The organism is Pelagibius sp., from assembly GCF_028289705.1.
In the GTDB taxonomy this organism is placed as follows: Bacteria; Pseudomonadota; Alphaproteobacteria; order Kiloniellales; family Kiloniellaceae; genus Pelagibius.
In genome coordinates, this window is sequence record NZ_JANQOI010000029.1 from 1 (window position 1) to 19555 (window position 19555).

Genomic DNA, 19555 nt, shown 5'->3' on the forward strand with positions numbered 1-19555 from the left:
CGACGACGACAGCGCCAAAGGGGCCTCCGCCGTCACCCGCGACTACGAACTGGAACTCGACGGCAGCAACGGACGGGCGCCCATTCTCTCGGCCTTCGGCGGCAAGATCACCACCTACCGCAAGCTGGCCGAACACGCGCTGGAAAAGCTCGCGCCGCATTTCCCGCAAATGGGTCCGGCCTGGACCGCAGGGGCGCCGCTGCCCGGCGGCGACCTGCCGGACGCCGACTTCGAGGGCTGGCTGCGGGGTTTCTGCGCGGAGCAGCCCTGGCTGCCGGCGGATCTCGCCCGCCACTATGGGCGCTGCTATGGCAGCGATGCTGCCGCGCTGCTGGGGAATGCGCGCACCCTCGACGATCTCGGCCGGCACTTCGGCGGCCTGTTCTACGAACGCGAAGCCAAGTGGCTGATCGAGCGGGAATGGGCCCGGACCGCCGACGACATTCTCACCCGGCGCACCAAGCACGCGCTGTTCCTCACCGAGGCCGAGAAGGCCGCCTTCACCGACTGGCTGCATCTGGACGCTGTCGCATGACCATCTTTCAAGAGCTTCGAAACTCCGCCGCCTTTGCCGATCTCTGCACCGTCTCAGCCCGCCTCGGGCGTGAGCCGCTGCAGGTCCAGGGCCCCGGCGGCAACACCTCCGTCAAAGACGGCGGCGCCATGCTGGTCAAGGCCTCCGGCACCTGGCTGGCCGACGCCGAGACCAAGGACATTATGGTCCCTGTCGATATCGCCCGGCTGCGGGCCGCGCTGAAAGCCGGTGACCCGGCGGCGGAGGACAACGCGGCCTACGTGCCGGAGGACGGGAACCCGAGCGGCCTGCGCCCTTCCATCGAGACCTCTGTCCACGCCATCTTCGATTGGCCGGTGGTGCTGCACACCCACTGCGTCGCCACCATCGCGACTGCCGTGCGGGCCGACGCGGCCCAGGTCGTCGAGCAGCGCCTCGGCGATCTCGGCGCTGCCTTCATTCCCTATGTGAAACCGGGGCTGTCGCTCGCCAGGGCCATCGACGATGCCGCAGGACCGGAGACCCGTGTTCTCGTGCTCGGCAATCACGGCCTGGCCGTCGGTGCAGAGACGGCGCCACAGGCCGAGGCGCTGCTGCGCGAGGTGTCCCGGCGGCTGACGCCGGAGCTCGCCGAACTCCCGCAGTGGGGCGGCGCAAAACCGGACACGCCGGCCGCCCTCGCCGGGTCCGGCTGGCAGGTTTTCGATCATCCGGCCACAACAGCGCTTGCGGGCAACCAGACTCTCCTAAGCCGTCTCGAGGGGGCGAGCTTCTATCCCGACCACGTCATCTTTCTGGGCCCCGGATTGCTCGTTGCCACGGATAGCGAAGACATGGCCGGGACTGTCGCCCGCGCCCGGCAGGGCGCCGCGCAGAACCTGATCGTCTTTCCCGGTCTCGGCGCGGCTCTGCCCGACGATGCCTCCCCCGCCGTGCGCGCGTTGGCCGGCTGCATCGGCGAGGTGGCCCTGCGCCTCGATCCCGAGGCCGAGCTCGTCCGGCTGACGGCGGACCAGGAAGCCGATCTCCTCAACTGGGATGCGGAGAAGTACCGGCAGGCCCTCGATCTGGGCCCAAGCTAGACAGCCTCTATTCTCAGAGTCACTCTGAGATAACTCTTTTAGCTAATTGTTTTAAATCGAATCACTCCCCCGGTTGCCATCGGTTCGGTAGAGCCCACACCGTCGCAGAGCGTCTCGCAGTGAGAGCGGGCCGGCTGCCATGACCGGCCCGCTCTTCCAGCGGCCCATCAGCCGACGAAAAGGATGATGAAGGCGATGATCAGAGCGAAAAGGGCGATGGCTTCGGTGAGCGCGAAGCCGAGCAGCCCGACTGGCTGAATGGTTTCGCCCGCCCCCGGATTCCGGGCAACGGAGGAAATCCACTCGGAGAAGATCTTGCCGAGGCCAAGGGCTACTCCCAGCAGCGGCAATACGGCGACCGCCGCTGCCAGGAGCCTAATGCCGTCATCAGTCATGTCGTTGGTCCTTTTCGTCTTGAGGGTCGTGGAGAGAAGGGATGGATCGGCTCGCCGCTGTCGACGGCGCCTTGGCCCGCCCTAGTGGCCATGCAACGCATCGCGGATGTAGAGGGACGTGATCAGGATGAAGATGTAGGACTGCACCAAGAAAATCATGATCTCGAAGGCGAAGAGCACGATCATCATGACGATTGGAAACAACGACAGACCGACGCCGGCGACACCCAGGGCCTCGGTCATCATCACGCAGAAGTCCGCAAACAGCTTGATCATGATGTGGCCGGCAAGGATGTTCGCAAAGATCCGCACGCCCAGAGTGATCGGCCGGAAGAGATAGGAGATGAGCTCGATGAGGACGAGCATCGGCGCGAAGTAGAGCGGCGTGCCCGCGGGCAACAGAAAGCGGAAGTAGCCGGGACCCTGCGTGCGGAGGGCGAGAATGTTGACATAGGTAAAAACCGTGAGCGCCAAGGCCATTGTCACCACCAGATGGCTGGTGAAGGTGAACTTGACCGGCGTCAGCCCCAGGAGGCTGCCGAACAGGATGAAGACGAAAAGGCAGAAAACGAAGGGAACGCTGTGACTGGCTTCGGGGCCCGCCGTCTTGGTCACGGTGCGCGCCACGAAGCTGTAGACCGCTTCGATGCTGGACTGGACGCGCCCCGGAACCAGGGTCGGCTTGCGCATGCCGTAGAGCAGATAGACGCTGACCAGCAGCACCGTGGTCATCATGGCCTGCGTCGAGGTCGTAAAGGAGATGTCGATCCCGAAGGCCTGGAGCGGAATCAGGACATCGAATTCGAATTGCCGGATGGCGTATGGCGCCTGCGGCTCATAGGACGCCATGCTCTGTCTCCCCCGGCGATACCTGTGATGACCTCGCGTTCTTGCGGAGACATGTGACGGTGCGTGGCAGCGAAAACAACAAAGCCCCTGATTGGATTTGCCTATCTCCATCAAGGGCCGGAATCGGCACGATACGAATCGTCGCCGGAACAGCGGTCGTGGAAGCGAGGCTTTCCTTGGCCTGACCGAGAATCACAACCACTCGGTCAGGCGGTTGCGTTTGGCCTTTGCCGCCTCAGGGTCAGCGGCAAGAAACTGCTAGGCGAGCGCACAGTCTGAGGTGGATCGATCCGGCGCCGACCGATTGGCCGTAGAGCTGGAATCTGTGACTGCGCTCTTGCCGTGAGTCTGTAAGGTCCCGGGCAGCCAGGTGCTGGGCTCACCCAGACAGTCGAACCCGACGCTGGCCTTTTGCTGCGGCATGAAACGGTCGACCGCCTCCTGCGGCGTGGCGGCCGCCGCTGCGGCCAAGGTGGACCCAAGGGCGACAACGGCGGCGGCGAGGAACGGTTGCGACATCTTCAGGCATCCTCTCGATCAATCGGCCGCGATCTGGGGACAGAGACATGGTCCAACCGTCAGGACAATGCGATGCGCCATCGCCATGGCGCCCGGTTCGAATTCCGCTTGGTCGCTCTCCAGGTCGCTGTCCCCAACGCCCAGCCTGTTAAAGGGTCGCTACAGGGTTAATGATTGGACCGCACCCCGGACAGCGCAATTCGGGAACCGTTGGACCTTTGATAGACTGGATCTATGCTTCCGGCAGGCAGGGGCCGCCACCCTATTGTGCGACGGTTACCTCCGAAACGCGCTCCTTGAGGACTCCGCGGATGATCTCGGCGAGGGTCAGGTACTCTTCCTGACGTGCCGAATGGCGCCGCCAGATCATGCCGATCATGCGAAACGGCGGGCGGCTGCGCAGCGCCCGGGCGACCACCTGATCGTCCTGCTGAACCTCAGAGCGCACATAGAGCGCCGGCAACAGCGAGACCCCCATGCCCATGCCGACCATCTGACGCAGGGTGTCGAGGCTTGTGCCCTCATAGTCGAGCGCCAATTTGGCGCCGAACTGCTCGCAGAGTTCCTTCACCTGATCATGCAGGCGGTGTCCGGGCTCCAGGGTCATGATCGTCTCCCCCTTCAGATCCGCCCGCTCCGCCGTTTCCTTTGCGGCCAGAGCATGGTCGCTCGGAGCGACCACCAAAAGCGGTTCGCGGAACAGCCGCGCGGTCTGCAGGTCGGCTCCCTTGACAGGCAGGGGGAAGAGCAGCAGGTCGAGGCTGCCGTCGTCCACCCCATTGAGCAGGGATTGGGGCATTCCCTCGCGCACGTAGAGCTTCAGGTTCGGGTAGCTCTGGTGCAGCTTCGGCAGGATATGGGGAAGCAGGTAGGGCCCCAACGATTGCAGCACACCCACCCGGATTGTCCCGCCGAGCAGGCTGTGGCCCTGCTTGGCCAGATCGACGATGTCCTGCACGTCGCGCAGCACTGTGCGCGCCCGCCCGGCGATCTCCTTTCCGATGGGGGTCAGGATCACCTTTGCCCGGCTGCGCTCCACAAGCTGCACGCCAAGCCGCTCTTCCAGTTCGCGAAGCTGGCCGCTCAAGGTCGGCTGCGTGACATGGGTCATCTCCGCCGCCCGGCGAAAGTGAAGCGTCTCAGCGACGGCGACGAGATAGCGGAGTTGCTGAAGCGTGGGCAAAGATCGGACCTCCCTAGGTGTGAACCGCGCGCGCCTTCGAAAGCGAAAGCCTATCGAAGGCTCCCATAACTTCGATTGGCTCGATCAGCATTTCAAGCCCATGTGACCAAAGAAGCGGACTGCCGCCGGACGCCCGGCGGCTTGCTGCCGCATGTTTTCGCGAAAGAGACCAGGCAAGGGACAACGATGCGCAGGTTCAAGAACATTCTTCTGGTGTGCGATCCGCAGAGCGTCCACGAAGACCTCATCGGCCGCGCCATCTGGCTCGCCAAAACCAACGAGGCCCGCCTGACCCTGGTCGACGTGGTCGATACGGCCCCCGGCGAGCTGGCGAAGCTCTTCGCCTCTCTCTCCGCGACCCAGGGCCGTGAGATCGAGTACGAAGTCATGGAGTTTCACCGCGCGCGCCTGGCCGAGGTGGCCGCGCCCATCAAGTCCGAAGGGGTGCCGACGACGGAGGTCGTCCTGCAGGGCATCCCCTTCGTCGAGATCATTCGAAAGGTCCTGCGCGACGGCCACGATCTTCTCATGAAGGGGGCCGCAGGAGAGTCAGAGGGGAAGTCGCTGCTCTTCGCGAGCACCGACCTCCATCTTATGCGCAAATGCCCCTGCCCCGTCTGGGTCATGAAGCGAAGTGCCGATCGCCGCTACGCCCGGGTCCTGGCCGCCGTCGATCCCGATCCGCGCGACGATCAGCGCGATGCCTTGAATACCCTGATCATGGACCTTGCGACCTCTCTGTCCGAACGGGAGGGAAGCGAGTTGCTCATCGCCAACGCCTGGATGCTCTCGGAGGAAAACAGCATGCGCCACAGCGCCTTTGCGCGGGTGCCGAAGGCTGAGATCGACCGCCTGGTGGAGGAACGGCGCAAACAGAGCAGCCGGCGGCTGGACCAATTGTTACTGCGCTATCCGGATAAGCATGATGGTCGCCAGGTCCACCACCTCAAGGGCGAGGCCCGGCAGATCATTCCAGAGTTCGCCGAGACCAACCGCGTCGACCTGATTGTCATGGGCACCGTCGGCCGCACCGGGGTGCGCGGCCTGATCATCGGCAACACCGCGGAAGCGATCTTGAACCAGGTGGAGTGTTCGGTGCTGGCCGTGAAGCCGCCGGGCTTCGAGACACCGATCCGGCTGGAGACTACCCCACAGCCGGCACTGTCGGACGCCTGACCGGCCGATACGGGCCAAAGCGCTCTATGCGGCCGATCTGGATGCCTGTGCTCTGTTGCGCAAGGCATGCCAGACGCACTGCGCGGCATGCGCCTCCGCCGAGTTGAGGCCAAAGCGGGCAAGGCAGTCGAGATAGTCGGCCTCGGCTTCGTGGAGGGTCGGTGCGGGGATCGGTGCGGGCGAGATCGGCGAGTCATCTCTGGCCGCCCGCCGGCGAACCTCTGCAAGTCTGGTCTTGGACATGACGGCGCGAAGCCTCCTTCTTCAAGATCTCGGTCAGACCCGCAGAGGCGGACTGCCAAGGGCCAATCTCCGCCCTAGGAGGTGGTGCGGTCCGGGCCGGAAGCCAATCGGCCGGCGGCGAAGCGCTCATCGAAATCGCCTATCGGCTCGCGCCGCGCTGTCGAGAGGCGACCGAGGCTGAACATCGGGTTTTTCTATCAAAGCACCGAGCGGATTTGATTGGGACGATCAACCGACAGACGCCAAATGCAGTTCTATTCGCCACTTTCGCCGTAATCGGTGATGGCGGCACACGGCCGTCATCGTTGCCGGTGACCTGACACAGACCCTTTTGCCCCAGTGACGAGGTTGAACGACCCATGCACATCGAGAATCACTACGATGCATTGATCGAAAAGCACCGCAGGATCGAGGCGAGCCTGACCGCCGAGATGCAGCGTCCTCTGCCCGACTCCTTGGCGTTGCAGCGGCTCAAGCGCCGGAAGCTGTTGCTGAAGGACGAGATCGAGTCCTGGGAACGCCTGCTGAACGCGGTGCGCATCAAGCCACTGCGCCAGGCCGGGCGGCTGCACGCTTAACCACACAGATCGACAGATAACGGGGCGGAGGGGCGCTGCCGATCATCCGGCCACGCCAGGACAGGCGGCAGGGTATCCCAGGCTTCGCACCTACCCCTTCGCCTCGACGGTGGGCGGCCCCGCCCCTCGCGGTGGGGTCGCCCGCCTTTCGGCTGAAGATCGGCTGTCCGCCCTTCCTGACATCTTCGACGCCTCCGGCCCGGGGGTCCGATGGCGTCGCACCTCCCACCCTTCACTCACACATCAGCAACCGCAGGACTGGCAACCGGGGTCTTCATGGACAGCCTTAGCGCCCATTCGGAGCCGAAGACAAAGGCCGAAGCGGCGAACACGTCTGCGCAGGGGTCCGCTGAGGGGTCCGCGCCGGTCTGGCTTGCCGCCCTGTTGCCGGCGGCGCTGACCGTCGGTCTCTCTTTCGCCCTGCCGACGGTCGCCCAAGGCGACACCATCCGCATTGCCTATGACTGGGTGCCGAGCCTTGGGGTCAGCCTGTCCTTTCTGGTGGACGGCCTCAGCCTGACCTTCGCCCTGCTGATCGCGGGCATCGGCACCGTGATCCTGCTCTATTCCGGCAGCTATCTGGCCGGCCATCCGCGCCTTGGCCGCTTCACCTTCTATCTGCTGTCGTTCATGGTTTCGATGCTGGGCCTGGTGCTCGCCGACAACCTGATCACGCTCTTCGTGTTCTGGGAGCTGACGACGATCACCTCCTACCTGCTCATCGGCTTCGATCACGCCTCGGCCAAGGCCCGCAGGTCCGCATTGCAGGCCTTACTTCTGACAGGAGCCGGTGGGCTCGCCCTGCTCGCCGGGCTGATCCTGCTTGGCCTGACGGCGGGAAGCTTCGAGCTTTCGGCCATCATCGCCCAGGGCGACGCGGTGCGCGCCCACGAGCTCTACCTGCCGATCCTGGTCCTGGTGCTGATCGGCGCCTTCACCAAGTCGGCCCAGGTGCCGTTCCACTTCTGGCTTCCCAATGCCATGGCGGCACCAACACCCGTCAGCGCCTATCTGCACTCGGCGACCATGGTGAAAGCCGGCATCTATCTGCTCGCCCGCATGCACCCGGTGCTGAGCGGGACCGATGCCTGGATCTGGTCCCTCACCCTCTTCGGCGCCGTCACCGCCGTTTGGGCCTCGATCCTGGCCCTGCGGCAGACCGACCTGAAGCTCGCTCTGGCCTACACCACGGTGATGGCGCTCGGCACCCTCACCATGTTCCTGGGCGCAGAGGCGACCGTCGCCGTCGCCGCCGCCGTGACCTTTCTGATCGTCCACTCGCTCTACAAGGCGGCCCTCTTCCTGGTCATCGGCAACATCGATCATGCCACCGGGACCCGCGAGGTCGGCCAGCTCCGCGGGCTCGCCAGGTTCATGCCGGTGACGGCAATCGCCGCTGCGGCCGCCGCCCTCTCCATGGCGGGCTTTCCCCCCTTCCTCGGCTTCATCGGCAAGGAGCTCAAGTACGAGGGGGCGCTGGCCATCGCCTCCGAACCCCTGCTGGTCGCCGGCGCCGCGGTCCTTGCCAATGCCCTGATGGTCGCGGTGGCCGGCATCGTCGCTCTGCGGCCGTTCTACGGCGGCGAGCCGGCGACCCCCAGGCGCCCGCACGAAGCCCCCCTGCGGCAGTGGATCGGCCCCGCCGTCCTCGCCGCCCTGGGGCTGACCTTCGGCATCGCACCGTCGCTGATCGCCGACAGTCTGGTTCAGCCCGCGGTATCCGCCATCCTGGGGCGCCCGGAGACGGTGAAGCTGGCGCTCTGGCACGGCGTCAACCTGCCCCTGCTCCTCAGCCTCTTCACCTTTGCCCTCGGCCTGCTGATCTATGCCGGCCACCTGCGCATCCGCCGGCGCCTGGCGGCGCTGGGCGAGCGCCTGCCGCTGACCGGTGACACCGCCTGGGACCGGCTGCTGGATGGCGTGAAGGCCCTGGCAGCAATCCAGACCGATCTGCTGCAGAGCGGCGTTCTGCGGCGCTATCTCTTCACCATCTTCGTCAGCTTCGCGCTCCTGGTCGGTGCGAGCCTTGTGATCACCGGCGCCCTGCGCCCGCCCACCGCCTGGCCTGAGCTCATGGTCAAGCACTGGGTCGTCGTCGCCCTGATCGTCGCCGGCGCCTGCATGACCACGGTCGCCTACTCGCGCCTCGCCGCCGTCTGCGCCCTCGGCGTCGTCGGGGTGGGCGTGGCGCTGCTCTTCGTCATGTTCGGCGCGCCGGACGTGGCCATCACCCAGTTGCTCGTCGAGACCCTGGTGGTGGTTCTGGTGGCGGTCGCCATGCTCCGCCTGCCGAGCCTCAGACCAGACTCGGCGCGCCCCAACCGGCGCCGCGATGCCACCCTGGCCGTCGCCGTCGGCGTGGTGGTGTCCGCGACCCTGCTCGCGGTCACCGAGGCGCCCTTCGACCGCTCCATCACCACCTACTTCGAGCAGACCAGCGTGCCGGAGGCCTTCGGGCGCAACATCGTCAACGTCATCCTGGTCGACTTCCGCGCCCTCGATACCTTCGGCGAGGTCGCCGTGGTGGCCGTCGCCGCCATCGCCGCCTTCGCCTTGATCCGCGGCGCCGCGCGGGGAGGCCGCCCATGAAGTCGCTGATCCTCAGCGCGGCGACGCGGCTGCTGGTCGCCCTCATGCTGCTGTTCTCCGTCTACATGCTGCTGCGCGGCCACAACGACCCCGGCGGCGGCTTCATCGGCGGGCTCATCGCCGGCATCGGCTTCGCCCTCTATGCCATGGCCCACGGCACCGAGGCGGCGCGCCGCGCCCTGCGGCTCGACCCCGGCGTGATCGCGATGCTCGGCCTCGGGATCGCCCTGCTCGCCGGCCTGTGGTCGGCGCTGGTCGGCGATGCGCCCTTTACCGGGCAGTGGTGGTTCATCGGCGCCGAGGAGGGCGACAAGGGACTGCCGCTGAGCACCGTGCTGCTGTTCGACATCGGCGTTTATCTCGTGGTGGTCGGCGCCGTGCTGACCCTGGTGTTGACCCTGGAAGAGGAGGTCTGAACGTGGAGACCGTCCTCGCCGTCCTGGTCGGCGTCCTGGTGGCGGCCAGCGTCTATCTGATGCTGGCCCGCAACGTGCTGCGCTTTCTCTTCGGCCTCGTGCTGCTCAGCAACGCGGCCAACCTGACGATCTTTGCCGCCGGCCGCCTCACCGAGGCCGCACCGCCCCTGGTGCCGGAGGGCCTGCCGGGGCCGCCGGAGATGGTGGCCAACGCCCTGCCCCAGGCCCTGATCCTCACCGCCATCGTCATCGGCTTCGGCCTGCTGGCCTTCGCCCTGGTGCTGGTCTACCGCGGCTACCAGAGCCTGGGCACGCTGGAGAGCGATGCCATGCGCTATGCCGAGCCTGTCGCTGATACCCAACCCGCGCCGGCTACAAAGCCGGAGGGCGGCGCGCCGTGACCTGGCTGCTCTCCCTCCCGCTGCTGCTGCCCTTCGCCACCGCCGTGCTCGCCTTTCTGGCGCGCGGCCGCGGCACCCTCGCCGGCTGGATCAGCCTCGGCGGCTGCCTGCTGCTGCTCGCCTCCGCCATCGCCCTGATGGCCGCGGTCTGGGAAAACGGCGTGGTCGCCGGCCAGATGGGCGGATGGCCGGCGCCCTTCGGCATCACCCTTGTGGCCGACCTCCTGAGCGCGGTGATGGTGGTGATCACAGCCATCACCGGCCTGGCGGTCGCCGTCTACGCCCGGGCCGACATCGACGCGCGGCGCGAGGCGCTGGGCTATCACGCGCTCTTCCAGGTGCTCCTGGCCGGGGTCTGCGGCGCCTTCCTGACCGGCGACCTGTTCAATCTCTACGTCTGGTTCGAGGTGATGCTCATCGCCTCCTTCGGCCTGCTCGCCCTCGGCGGCGACAAGGCCCAGCTCGACGGGGCGATCAAGTACGTCGTCCTCAACCTGGTCTCCACGGTGCTGTTCCTCACCGGCATCGGCCTGCTCTACGGACTGACCGGCACCCTCAATCTGGCCGACCTGCACGGGGCCGTGCAAAACGTCGAGAACCAAGCCCTGCTGACCGTGGTTGCGCTGTTCTTCATGACCGCCTTCGGCATCAAGGCCGCGGTCTTTCCGCTCTTCTTCTGGCTGCCCGCCTCCTACCACACGCCGCCGGTGGCGATCTCGGCGGTCTTTGCCGGGCTGCTGACCAAGGTCGGGGTCTATGCCCTGATCCGCCTCTTCACCCTGGTCTTCACCCAGGACACCGGCTTTACCCACGGGCTGCTGCTGGTGATCGCCGCGCTGACCATGGTCACCGGCGTGCTCGGTGCGGCAGCGCAGAACGAGTTTCGCAAGATCCTCTCCTTCCATATCGTCAGTCAGATCGGCTACATGGTGCTGGGTTTGGCGCTCTACACGCCGCTGGCCCTGGTGGGGGCGGTCTTCTATCTGGTCCACCACATCATCGTGAAGGCGAACCTCTTCCTGGTCAGCGGCATCGCCCGCAGGCTCACCGGGTCGTTCGATCTCGGCGCCATCGGCGGGCTCTACCGGGCAAGCCCGCTGCTGGCGCTGCTGTTCCTGGTCCCGGCCTTCTCGCTGGCCGGCTTTCCGCCGCTCTCCGGCTTCTGGGCCAAGTACCTGCTGGTCAAGGCGAGCCTGGATGTCGGCGCCTACGTCATCGCGGGCACGGCCCTGGTGGTCGGCCTGCTCACCGTCTTTTCCATGACCAAGATCTGGGCGGAGGTTTTCTGGAAACCGCATCCCGAGGGGATCGAGCCGGCCCTGACCCGCCTCGCACCGCGCGAACGGGCAACGCTGTTGCTGCCGGTCGCGGCCCTCGCCGGGCTGACGGTGGTCATCGGCCTCTTTCCCGAGGGCTTCGTCGTCTTCGCCGAGCGGGCAGCCGCCCAGTTGCTCGACCCCGCGGCCTACGTTGCCGCCGTGCTGGGGAGCGTGCCGTGAGCATTTTCGTTCTCAACGCCTTTCTGGCGCTCAGCTGGGCGGCACTGGTGGGCAGCTTCACCCTGCCCAACCTGCTGCTCGGCTACGCCATGGGTTATCTGGCACTCTGGGTGGCGCGCCCGCTCTTTGCCAAGAGCACCTACTTCGAGCGGGTCTGGCGGGTGCTGCGCCTGGCGCTGCTGTTCATCTATGAGCTCGTCGTCTCCAGCCTGCGCGTGGTCTGGGACGTCATCACGCCGACCCATCTCGCCCGCCCCGGCATCATCGCGCTGCCCCTGGACGCGCGCGGCGAAGGCGAGGTCCTGCTGGTCGCCAACCTGATCTCGCTGACCCCCGGCACCCTGAGCCTGGACCTCTCGCCGGACGGGGAGACGCTCTATGTCCATGCCATGTTCGTCGACGATCCGGACGCCCTGCGCCGCGAACTGAAGGAGGGCATGGAACGCCACGTGCTGGAGGCGCTTGAATGACGCTTGACGGAAGTCCGATCCTCACCCTGGCGGTGGAAGCCGCCTTCGTCCTGATCATGCTGGCGACCTCCCTGGCCGTTGTGCGGCTGGCGCGCGGGCCGAGCCTGCCCGACCGGGTGGTGGCGCTCGACCTCATCACCGTGCTGGCGGTGGCTTTCTGCGCCCTCTTCGCCATCGCCTCGGACAACGCCGCCTTTCTCGACGTGGCCATCGCCTTGGCCCTGGTGGCTTTCCTGGCGACCGTCGCCCTCGCCCGCTTTGCCGAGCGCCGCAAGGCGCGCAGCGAGGAGTTAGGCGGCACCCAGGTCAAGCAGAGGAGCGACGCCGAATGACCGAGATCCTGACAGCGCTGCTGGTGCTCGCCGGCGGGCTGTTCGCCCTGGCGGCCGCCCTCGGCGTCTTGCGCCTGCCGGACGTGCTGATCCGCATGCACGCCTCGACCAAGGCCGGGACCCTGGGCTGCGGCCTTATTCTCCTGGCGGTGGCCGTCCACTTCGGCGAGAGCGGCATCGTTGCCCGGGCCGTCCTCGCCATCGTCTTTCTGCTGCTCACCGCGCCGGTGGGCGCCCATCTGATCGGCCGCGCCGCCTACCGCACCGGCGTGCCCCTGTGGCAGGGGACGGTGATCGACGAACTGAGGACCGACCGCGAGGCCTCTGACTCTGCCGCCGCTCCCGGCCAGCCGAGTGCCCCTGACCGGCCTTGAGGTTGGCAATCGAACCACCTAGTGCGGATCTCACCACCCTTGAGGCCGATTTTGATCGGGAAAGTCGATCAGCTTCCCGACCGCTCCCGATTTCACAATGGGACCGGCAGGCGCTAACTCTTGTTCATACAACGTGAAGAGGAACCATGGTGATGAACGAGATGACGTCTCCGCAGACCGCGGCGCTCGGCGGCCACGACAACAGATCCCGGGGCGCTGTGCCGATTACCGTTGCCTATGGCGACGGGATCGGCCCGGAGATCATGGAGGCCAGCCTGAGGGTGCTGACGGCCGCCGGCGCCGACATCGCCGTCGAGCAGATCGAGATTGGCGAGAAGGTCTATCTGGCGGGCCAGAGCGCCGGCATCGACCCTTCTGCCTGGGACAGTCTGCGCCGCACCAAGGTGTTCTACAAGGCGCCCATCACCACGCCCCAGGGCGGCGGTTTCAAGAGCCTCAATGTGACCGTGCGCAAGTCGCTCGGCCTCTTCGCCAATGTGCGCCCTTGCACCGCCTACGCGCCCTTCGTCGCCACCAAGCACCCCGGCATGGACGTCGTGGTGATCCGCGAGAACGAGGAGGACCTCTACGCTGGCATCGAGCACCGCCAGACCGACGAGGTGGTCCAGTGCCTGAAGCTGATCTCGCGTCCGGGCTGCGAGAAGATCGTCCGCTATGCCTTCGAGTACGCGAAGGCCCATGGCCGCAAAAAGGTCACCTGCTTCACCAAAGACAACATCATGAAGCTGACCGACGGCCTGTTCCACAAGGTCTTCGACGAGATCGCCGTGGACTATCCGGACATCGAGGCCGAGCACTGGATCGTGGACATCGGGGCGGCCAAGCTGGCCGATACGCCGGAAGCTTTCGACGTCGTCGTGATGCCCAATCTCTACGGCGACGTTCTGTCGGACGTGGCCGCGCAGATCGCCGGCTCCGTCGGCCTCGCGCCCTCGGCCAATATCGGCCTCGAAGGCGCGATGTTCGAGGCCATCCACGGCTCGGCCCCGCGCCGCGCCGACCAGGATCTGGCCAACCCCTCGGGCCTGCTGCTCGCCGGGGTCATGATGCTGGTCCACATCGGCCAGCCCAAGGTCGCCGAGAAGGTGCACAACGCCTGGCTGCGGACCATCGAGGACGGCCTCCACACCTACGACATCCACGCCGAGGGCGTCTCGAAGGAGAAGCTCGGCACGGCGGCCTTCGCGGACGCGGTGATCGCGCGGCTGGGGCAGCAGCCGACCCGTCTGGCGCCGGTGCGCTACGACGCCTCGGGCCAGGGCTTCAAACTGCCCACGGTCACGCCGAAGCCACCGGCAAAGAAGGAACTGGTGGGCATCGACGTCTTCGTCCACTGGCGCGGGGAAGACGTGGAGATCCTGGCCGAGACCATGAAGAAGGGCGAGAACGGCGCCTACAGCCTGGCCATGATCACCAACCGCGGGGTCAAGGTCTGGCCGCAAGGACTGCCGGAGACCTTCTGCACCGACCACTGGCGCTGCCGCTTCATGGCCGGGCCCAACAAGCAGTTCAACAAGGCCATGGTGGTCGAGATGCTGCACAAGCTCACCAAGGCCGGCGTCGACTTCGTGAAGACCGAGCACCTTTTCACCTTCGACGGCGAACCGGGCTATTCCCTGGGCCAGGGCCAATAGACGCCGAAGACCCCTTTGGCCCTAGCTCGGCCCCGCGCTCCCCCAGCGCGGGGCCACCTATCTTTCGGAACCGGGGCATCCCATCAGCCGCAACCGGCTTGCAACTTGATTTGCAGAGATCGTAGGCTTGATCGGTTCTTTGCCGGTTGGGGAGCGCGTTATGGGAACCCGCGTGGCGCCCGTGAGTTACGAAGGCCTGATACGCGACGTGCACGAGCACTACGAGGCCATGAGCAAAACCAACAAGCTCATCGCCGAGTACCTGACGCAGCACCCCAACGAGATGGCCCTGCACTCGATCTCTGCCCTGGCTGAGAAATGCGGGGTCCACGCGTCGAGCCTCGTGCGGTTTGCCCAGTTCCTGGGATTTGCCGGGTTCCGCGACCTCCAGGCCTTGTTTCAGCAGCGCCTGGTCACCGCCGCACCGGGCTTCGAGGCTCGCGCGGCCCGGCTGCGCTCCGAGGTCAGAGACAGGGGCACGCGCGGCGCGCGGAGCCACCTGCGGGAGGTGGCGCTGCGTGACATCGCCTCCATCGAAGATCTGCTGGAGAGCATTCCGGAAAGAGATCTGGCCCGGGCCATCACCCTCCTCGACAACGCCCAGACCACCTATCTGCTCGGTCAGTTGCGCTCGGAACCGGTGGTCAATCTGCTGCGCTATGTCTTGACCATGATCGGGCGCCGCTGCGTGCTGCTGGATCCTGGCGGCGGTCTGGCAACGCACATGGCAAAGGTCATGGGCCCGAAGGACGTTCTCTTCGCAGTTTCCTTCCGCTTCTACGCGACAGAGGTGGTGAACATCACCGAACAGGCAGCCGCCCGCGGGGTCCCGATCATCGCCATTACGGACACCACGCTGTCGCCCCTGGCGAAGGTGGCGAAGGTGATGTTCCCCATCCCCGAACCGGAATACACCTTCTCCCGCTCCCTCGCCGCGCCCATGTGCCTGGCGCACGCGCTCACATTGGGACTGGCGGCGAAGCTGGGCGACGGCAGCGAAACCGCCGCGCGCATTCCGGTCGCCACTGCTGAGTAATCTAGAGTGTCAGCGCAGTCTCGGGGGTCGGGGGCGCGGCAGCATAGGCACCCCAGACCGACTGGTCGAAGTTCACCACCGAGCCGGTCATCATGCCGGCATCGGCGGAGGCCATGAAGGTCACAGCCCGCGCCACCTCCGCCGGGTCGACCAGGCGGCCGAAGGGTTGTTCCGCCGCGGCCCTTTCCAGCCAACCCTCGTCGGCGCCGTGATATTCCCGCTGAATCCGGTCCTCGCCTTCCGAAGACATCCAGCCGATGTTGAGCTGGTTCACCCGGATGCGGTTGCGCAACAGCGCGAAGGCCGTGTTGCGGGTCAAGGTCGCCAGCGCGCCCTTCGAGGCGCAGTAGGCCGAGATGAACGGCTGCCCTGCCAGGGCACTGGTCGAACCGATATTCACGATCGCACCCTCGATCCCCTCACGGATCATGATCCTGGCGCTCTCCTGGATCAGAAAGAACGGCCCGCGGACGTTGACCGCGAACATCTGGTCGAACAATTCCGGCGAGGTGTCGAGAATGGTCCCCCGGTCGGTGAGACCCGCGGCATTGACCAGAATGTCGATCCGGCCGAAGCGCTCCTCGGCCTCAGCGGCGACGCGCCGGCAGTCGTCGACCTTTCCGAGGTCCGCCGTGACGAAATGCACGGGAACGCCGGACTCGCACGAGAGCCTCGATGCGACGGCTTCGCCCTTGGGTGTCGAGCGCCCGCAGGTGACGATCCCGGCAGCGCCGGCGCCGGCGAAGGTCTCGGCGATGGCGGCCCCCAGACCCTGGGTTCCACCGGTGACGATGGCGATCTTCCCGTCTAGCCGATTCATCTCGGTTCTCCACGGTTCCGGGCTTTGAGCTCCCCCCGGGTAGCGCCCGGGCCTGCCCAGGCCCCAATTTTCAGAAAAAATATTGACGCACCTCTTGGTCTGCAACGAAAATTGCAGTCACAAAAAGAACCACAACACCTGTCCTCAGGGAGGGACTCCCCGTTGCGAATCGCCGTGCTGGGCTGCGGTCGGATCGGCCGCATGCATGCCGCAAATCTGCTGCGCCATGCCGATACCTCCCTGGCCACCGTCTACGATATCCATGAGCCGAGCGCGCAGGAGGTGGCCTCGGCCATGGGCGTTGCCGCCGCCGGCGCCCCGGAAGAGGTTTTCGCAGCGGCGGACGTCGATGCGGTGCTGGTGGCCACCGCCACCGAGACCCACGCCGACTACATCGAGATGGCGGTCGCCGCCGGCAAACCGGTGCTCTGCGAAAAGCCGATCGATCTGGACCTGGCGCGGGTGAACCGCTGTGCCGAGACAATTGCGGGATCGGACATCCCGGTCCAGATCGGATTCAACCGCCGCTTCGATCCGGGCCACCGCAGCGCGCGGGAGGCCGTGGCGAAGGGCGAAATCGGCGACCTGCATCAGGTCATCATCACCTCCCGCGATCCGGAGATGCCGCCCCGGGCCTACTATGAGGTAGCCGGCGGACTGCTGCGGGACATGACGATCCACGACTTCGATCTGGCGCGCTACATGCTGGGTGACGAGCCGGTCGAGGTGCTGGCCGTGGCTGACCGCCTCATCGACCCCGCGTTGATGAGCGAGCTGGACGACCACGATACGGCGATGATCATCCTGCGGACTGCCGACGGCAAGCAGTGCCACATCAACAACTCGCGAACCGCCGCTTACGGCTACGATCAGCGGGTGGAATTGATGGGCACGCGCGGCATGGTGGTCAGCGACAACCGCCGGCGGCACGAGCTGCGCCAATACTCGGCGGCCGAGACCGAGGGCGCCGCGCCCTATCTGTACTTCTTCATCGAGCGCTATCAGGAAGCCTTCATGGCGGAGATCGGCGCCTTCGTCACCAGCATCAAGGCCGGCACGCCGCCGGAGGTCGGTTTCGAGGACGGCCGCCGTGCGCTGATCCTGGCCGAAGCGGCCTACCGTTCCATCAAGGAGCGCCGCGCGGTGCGCGTGGAGGAGATCCAGTGACCAAACGCCGCCGCCATAACGCCGAAGTCCCCGGTTCGAGGAGCAAGCGATGATCCCCAATGCCGTGAAGCAGAAATGGGCGGCGGATTCCCCGGTGGTGAACGGCTGGCTTTCCATCGCCAGCCCCTTTTGCGCGGAGATCATGGCCGACCAGGGCTTCGACAGCCTGACCGTCGACGTCCAGCACGGCGCCCTGGATTATCCCGACCTGCTGCCGATGTTTCAGGCCATGCGCGCCAGCGGCGTGGTGCCCATGGCCCGCGTTCCCTGGCTGGAGGCCGGCATCATCATGAAGGCCCTCGACGCCGGCGCCTACGGGATCATCTGCCCGATGGTGAACAGCCGCAAGGACGCCGAGGCGCTGGTTTCCTATATGCGCTACCCGCCGAAGGGCACCCGCAGCTTCGGCCCGACCCGCGCCAACTTCTCCGCCGGGCCCGGCTACGCCTCGGAAGCCAACGATCAGATCCTCAGCCTCGCCATGATCGAAACGGCGGAAGCGGTGAAGAATCTGGAGGAGATCGTCTCCACCCCCGGACTCGACGGCATCTACATCGGCCCCGCCGACCTGACGCTGGGCGTCACCGACGGCCGCCTGCCCCCAGCCCTCGACCGGGAGGAGGAGGAGATGATCGAGGTGATCCGGCGCATTCTGGAGGCCGCCCATGCCGCCGGTATTCGCGCCGGCATCCACTGCGGCGGTCCCGACTATGCGGCGCGTGCGATTGCCTGGGGATTCGACCTCGTGACGCTTTCCAACGATGTGCGGATGCTGGCCGCGGCCGCCCAGTCCTCGGTGCAGCGCACGCGCGAGCTGATCGGTGGCGAGGCGGCGCCGGTGGCCGCGGACAGCGGGGTCTACTGAGATGCCCCGCGTCCTCGTGGCCGGCATGATCCACGACAGCGGCCTCGACCTGCTGAAGGCCGAGCCCGATATCGTGCTGGACCAGGTGGAAACCCTCGACCCGGACGCGCTCGACCCCTTCCTCTCGAAGGCCGAGGCCATCCTGGTGCGGACGCAGCCGATCACCGCGGAGGTCATCGCCCGCTGCCCTGCCCTGAAGATCGTTTCGCGCCACGGCGTGGGCTATGACTCCGTCGACGTGGCCGCACTCACCGCGCGGGGAATCCCCCTCACCATCGTCGGCGACGTGATCGCCCGTTCGGTGGCCGAGCACGCCATGATGCTGCTGCTGGCGGCCAGCCGCCGCTTGCCGCTCTACGATGCCGCCAGCCGGCCCGGCGGCGACTGGAGCTATCGCGACAGCCTGGCGGCGCGTGAGATTTCGGGAAAACGCCTGCTGATCATTGGCCTGGGCCGGATCGGCCGCAACCTGGCGGCCATGGCGCAGGGCTTCGGGATCGAGGTTTGGGCCTATGATCCTTTCCTGAGCGGTCCGCCGCCTGCCGACGTTACGCTGATCGACGATCTCGGCGCGGCGCTGCCGGATGTCGACATGATTTCCCTGCATGCCCCGAAGACCGAGCGCCCGATCCTGGGCGCTGCCGAGGTCGCTCTGCTCAAACCCTCCGCGGTCGTGGTTAATGCGGCCCGGGGCGGCGCTGTTGACGAAGCGGCTCTCGCTTCGGCACTCTCAGAGGGTCGGTTGCAGGGCGTGGGGCTGGACGTCTACTCCACGGAGCCGCCGGCGGCGGACAATCCGGTCATCGGACGTCCCGAAGCGGTTCTCACCCCTCACACTGCAAGCATGACGCAGGAATGTGCGGAGCGCATGGCGGTGGTCGCAGCAAGAAACATCGTCGACTGTTTCAATGGGCGCCTGGACCCCGATCTCGTGGTCAACGGCGAGGCCATCGGCCTTGGCGGAGCACCGCAGGGGATGCAGGCAGGCGCGAGGGGGGCGTCATGAGCCTTTTAGAGCTCAACGATATCACCAAGAGTTTCGGCGCCATTCACGCGCTGCAGGGGATCGACCTCAGCATCAAACCGGGGGAAGCCGTCGGACTGATGGGCGACAACGGCGCCGGCAAGTCCACGCTGATGAAGATCATCGCCGGCAACTACCCGCCGACCAGCGGGACCATCCGCATCGAGGGCGAGGAAACGCACTTCACCAAGCCCATCGACGCCCGGCGCAGCGGCATCGAGATCGTCTATCAGGACCTGGCGCTCTGCGACAACCTGACGGCAGCGGCCAATGTCTTCCTGGGCCGGGAGATCCGCCGCCGGATCGGCCCCTTCCGCTACCTCGACCACAAGGCCATGCACGAGCGGGCGGGCCGGCTGTTCCAGGAG

Annotated in this window: 23 protein-coding genes; 17 read left to right on the plus strand and 6 right to left on the minus strand. The window is 66.4% G+C overall.

Annotation, left to right across the window (positions count from 1 at the left end; all coding sequences use genetic code 11):
• Nucleotides 1-535: glycerol-3-phosphate dehydrogenase C-terminal domain-containing protein (locus Q0996_RS03410; protein ID WP_299616010.1), on the plus strand; the 535-nt coding region annotated here is incomplete at its 5' end.
• Entirely contained in the window at nucleotides 532-1596 is a 1065-nt protein-coding gene (locus tag Q0996_RS03415; RefSeq protein ID WP_299616012.1) for a class II aldolase/adducin family protein, read from the plus strand. The genes Q0996_RS03410 and Q0996_RS03415, both read left to right, overlap by 4 nt.
• 167 nt (nucleotides 1597-1763) lie before the next feature.
• Here the strand turns inward: Q0996_RS03415 and Q0996_RS03420 are convergent, their stop codons facing one another.
• The 4 genes from Q0996_RS03420 to Q0996_RS03435 form a co-directional block, all read right to left on the minus strand.
• On the minus strand, nucleotides 1764-1991 hold the full coding sequence (locus Q0996_RS03420; RefSeq protein ID WP_299616014.1) for an ATP synthase subunit C family protein: 228 nt from the start codon (nucleotides 1989-1991) through the stop codon (nucleotides 1764-1766).
• 81 nt (nucleotides 1992-2072) lie between these two features.
• The gene (locus Q0996_RS03425; protein WP_299616016.1) at nucleotides 2073-2840 is read right to left on the minus strand and encodes a F0F1 ATP synthase subunit A; all 768 of its coding nucleotides are present in this window, start codon (nucleotides 2838-2840) and stop codon (nucleotides 2073-2075) included.
• A 258-nt stretch (nucleotides 2841-3098) separates the two neighbouring features.
• Entirely contained in the window at nucleotides 3099-3359 is a 261-nt protein-coding gene (locus tag Q0996_RS03430) for a hypothetical protein (RefSeq protein ID WP_299616018.1), read from the minus strand.
• A gap of 262 nt (nucleotides 3360-3621) precedes the next feature.
• Nucleotides 3622-4542: a hydrogen peroxide-inducible genes activator gene (locus Q0996_RS03435; RefSeq protein WP_299616020.1), complete on the minus strand. Its 921-nt coding sequence runs from the start codon at nucleotides 4540-4542 to the stop codon at nucleotides 3622-3624.
• A gap of 186 nt (nucleotides 4543-4728) precedes the next feature.
• Here Q0996_RS03435 and Q0996_RS03440 point away from each other — a divergent pair, with 186 nt between their 5' ends.
• Complete coding sequence (locus Q0996_RS03440; RefSeq protein ID WP_299616022.1) at nucleotides 4729-5718, plus strand: universal stress protein; 990 nt, start codon at nucleotides 4729-4731, stop codon at nucleotides 5716-5718.
• Between the two features lie 24 nt (nucleotides 5719-5742).
• Here the strand turns inward: Q0996_RS03440 and Q0996_RS03445 are convergent, their stop codons facing one another.
• On the minus strand, nucleotides 5743-5961 hold the full coding sequence (locus tag Q0996_RS03445; protein WP_299616024.1) for a hypothetical protein: 219 nt from the start codon (nucleotides 5959-5961) through the stop codon (nucleotides 5743-5745).
• A 359-nt stretch (nucleotides 5962-6320) separates the two neighbouring features.
• On the opposite strand from Q0996_RS03445, the gene Q0996_RS03450 reads away from it, so the two are divergent.
• The 10 genes from Q0996_RS03450 (at nucleotide 6321) to Q0996_RS03495 (ending at nucleotide 15311) form a co-directional block, all read left to right on the plus strand.
• Complete coding sequence (locus Q0996_RS03450) at nucleotides 6321-6539, plus strand: DUF465 domain-containing protein (protein ID WP_299616026.1); 219 nt, start codon at nucleotides 6321-6323, stop codon at nucleotides 6537-6539.
• Nucleotides 6540-6815: 276 nt separating this feature from the next.
• Entirely contained in the window at nucleotides 6816-9128 is a 2313-nt protein-coding gene (locus tag Q0996_RS03455; protein ID WP_299616028.1) for a putative monovalent cation/H+ antiporter subunit A, read from the plus strand.
• Nucleotides 9125-9544 (plus strand): Na+/H+ antiporter subunit B, encoded by a 420-nt coding sequence (locus Q0996_RS03460; RefSeq protein ID WP_299616030.1) that lies wholly within the window; start codon nucleotides 9125-9127, stop codon nucleotides 9542-9544. Before Q0996_RS03455 ends, Q0996_RS03460 begins: the two co-directional genes overlap by 4 nt.
• A gap of 2 nt (nucleotides 9545-9546) precedes the next feature.
• Nucleotides 9547-9945 (plus strand): Na+/H+ antiporter subunit C, encoded by a 399-nt coding sequence (locus tag Q0996_RS03465; RefSeq protein ID WP_299616032.1) that lies wholly within the window; start codon nucleotides 9547-9549, stop codon nucleotides 9943-9945.
• Complete coding sequence (locus tag Q0996_RS03470; RefSeq protein WP_299616034.1) at nucleotides 9942-11444, plus strand: Na+/H+ antiporter subunit D; 1503 nt, start codon at nucleotides 9942-9944, stop codon at nucleotides 11442-11444. Before Q0996_RS03465 ends, Q0996_RS03470 begins: the two co-directional genes overlap by 4 nt.
• Complete coding sequence (locus Q0996_RS03475; RefSeq protein WP_299616036.1) at nucleotides 11441-11914, plus strand: Na+/H+ antiporter subunit E; 474 nt, start codon at nucleotides 11441-11443, stop codon at nucleotides 11912-11914. The genes Q0996_RS03470 and Q0996_RS03475 overlap by 4 nt, the downstream gene beginning before the upstream one ends.
• Nucleotides 11911-12246, plus strand: a complete 336-nt coding sequence (locus Q0996_RS03480; protein ID WP_299616038.1) for a cation:proton antiporter — start codon at nucleotides 11911-11913, stop codon at nucleotides 12244-12246. Before Q0996_RS03475 ends, Q0996_RS03480 begins: the two co-directional genes overlap by 4 nt.
• Nucleotides 12243-12620 (plus strand): monovalent cation/H(+) antiporter subunit G, encoded by a 378-nt coding sequence (mnhG, locus tag Q0996_RS03485; RefSeq protein ID WP_299616040.1) that lies wholly within the window; start codon nucleotides 12243-12245, stop codon nucleotides 12618-12620. Before Q0996_RS03480 ends, mnhG begins: the two co-directional genes overlap by 4 nt.
• A 152-nt stretch (nucleotides 12621-12772) precedes the next feature.
• Nucleotides 12773-14275: an NADP-dependent isocitrate dehydrogenase gene (locus Q0996_RS03490; protein ID WP_299616042.1), complete on the plus strand. Its 1503-nt coding sequence runs from the start codon at nucleotides 12773-12775 to the stop codon at nucleotides 14273-14275.
• Nucleotides 14276-14435: 160 nt separating this feature from the next.
• A complete protein-coding gene (locus tag Q0996_RS03495; RefSeq protein WP_299616044.1) occupies nucleotides 14436-15311 on the plus strand; it encodes a MurR/RpiR family transcriptional regulator in 876 nt (291 codons plus the stop codon).
• 1 nt (nucleotide 15312) lies between these two features.
• On the opposite strand, the gene Q0996_RS03500 is transcribed toward Q0996_RS03495, so the two are convergent.
• The gene (locus Q0996_RS03500; RefSeq protein ID WP_299616046.1) at nucleotides 15313-16131 is read right to left on the minus strand and encodes an SDR family oxidoreductase; all 819 of its coding nucleotides are present in this window, start codon (nucleotides 16129-16131) and stop codon (nucleotides 15313-15315) included.
• Nucleotides 16132-16293: 162 nt separating this feature from the next.
• Between Q0996_RS03500 and iolG the strand changes: the two genes are divergently transcribed.
• The 4 genes from iolG to Q0996_RS03520 form a co-directional block, all read left to right on the plus strand.
• Nucleotides 16294-17298, plus strand: a complete 1005-nt coding sequence (iolG, locus tag Q0996_RS03505) for an inositol 2-dehydrogenase (protein ID WP_299616048.1) — start codon at nucleotides 16294-16296, stop codon at nucleotides 17296-17298.
• Nucleotides 17299-17347: 49 nt separating this feature from the next.
• Nucleotides 17348-18163: an HpcH/HpaI aldolase/citrate lyase family protein gene (locus tag Q0996_RS03510; RefSeq protein WP_299616050.1), complete on the plus strand. Its 816-nt coding sequence runs from the start codon at nucleotides 17348-17350 to the stop codon at nucleotides 18161-18163.
• A gap of 1 nt (nucleotide 18164) precedes the next feature.
• The gene (locus tag Q0996_RS03515) at nucleotides 18165-19169 is read left to right on the plus strand and encodes a hydroxyacid dehydrogenase (RefSeq protein WP_299616052.1); all 1005 of its coding nucleotides are present in this window, start codon (nucleotides 18165-18167) and stop codon (nucleotides 19167-19169) included.
• A partial coding sequence (locus Q0996_RS03520) for an ATP-binding cassette domain-containing protein (protein WP_299616054.1) occupies nucleotides 19166-19555 on the plus strand: 390 nt, incomplete at its 3' end. The genes Q0996_RS03515 and Q0996_RS03520, both read left to right, overlap by 4 nt.

Excerpts from the sequence above, each read along its gene's own strand:
- Q0996_RS03415 (WP_299616012.1), top strand. The coding sequence starts at position 532 with ATGACCATCTTTCAAGAGCTTCGAAACTCCGCCGCCTTTGCCGATCTC.
- Q0996_RS03420 (WP_299616014.1), bottom strand. The coding sequence starts at position 1,991 with ATGACTGATGACGGCATTAGGCTCCTGGCAGCGGCGGTCGCCGTATTG.
- Q0996_RS03425 (WP_299616016.1), bottom strand. The coding sequence starts at position 2,840 with ATGGCGTCCTATGAGCCGCAGGCGCCATACGCCATCCGGCAATTCGAA.
- Q0996_RS03430 (WP_299616018.1), bottom strand. The coding sequence starts at position 3,359 with ATGTCGCAACCGTTCCTCGCCGCCGCCGTTGTCGCCCTTGGGTCCACC.
- Q0996_RS03440 (WP_299616022.1), top strand. The coding sequence starts at position 4,729 with ATGCGCAGGTTCAAGAACATTCTTCTGGTGTGCGATCCGCAGAGCGTC.
- Q0996_RS03445 (WP_299616024.1), bottom strand. The coding sequence starts at position 5,961 with ATGTCCAAGACCAGACTTGCAGAGGTTCGCCGGCGGGCGGCCAGAGAT.
- Q0996_RS03450 (WP_299616026.1), top strand. The coding sequence starts at position 6,321 with ATGCACATCGAGAATCACTACGATGCATTGATCGAAAAGCACCGCAGG.
- Q0996_RS03455 (WP_299616028.1), top strand. The coding sequence starts at position 6,816 with ATGGACAGCCTTAGCGCCCATTCGGAGCCGAAGACAAAGGCCGAAGCG.
- Q0996_RS03460 (WP_299616030.1), top strand. The coding sequence starts at position 9,125 with ATGAAGTCGCTGATCCTCAGCGCGGCGACGCGGCTGCTGGTCGCCCTC.
- Q0996_RS03480 (WP_299616038.1), top strand. The coding sequence starts at position 11,911 with ATGACGCTTGACGGAAGTCCGATCCTCACCCTGGCGGTGGAAGCCGCC.
- mnhG (WP_299616040.1), top strand. The coding sequence starts at position 12,243 with ATGACCGAGATCCTGACAGCGCTGCTGGTGCTCGCCGGCGGGCTGTTC.
- Q0996_RS03490 (WP_299616042.1), top strand. The coding sequence starts at position 12,773 with ATGAACGAGATGACGTCTCCGCAGACCGCGGCGCTCGGCGGCCACGAC.
- Q0996_RS03495 (WP_299616044.1), top strand. The coding sequence starts at position 14,436 with ATGGGAACCCGCGTGGCGCCCGTGAGTTACGAAGGCCTGATACGCGAC.
- Q0996_RS03500 (WP_299616046.1), bottom strand. The coding sequence starts at position 16,131 with ATGAATCGGCTAGACGGGAAGATCGCCATCGTCACCGGTGGAACCCAG.
- Q0996_RS03510 (WP_299616050.1), top strand. The coding sequence starts at position 17,348 with ATGATCCCCAATGCCGTGAAGCAGAAATGGGCGGCGGATTCCCCGGTG.
- Q0996_RS03515 (WP_299616052.1), top strand. The coding sequence starts at position 18,165 with ATGCCCCGCGTCCTCGTGGCCGGCATGATCCACGACAGCGGCCTCGAC.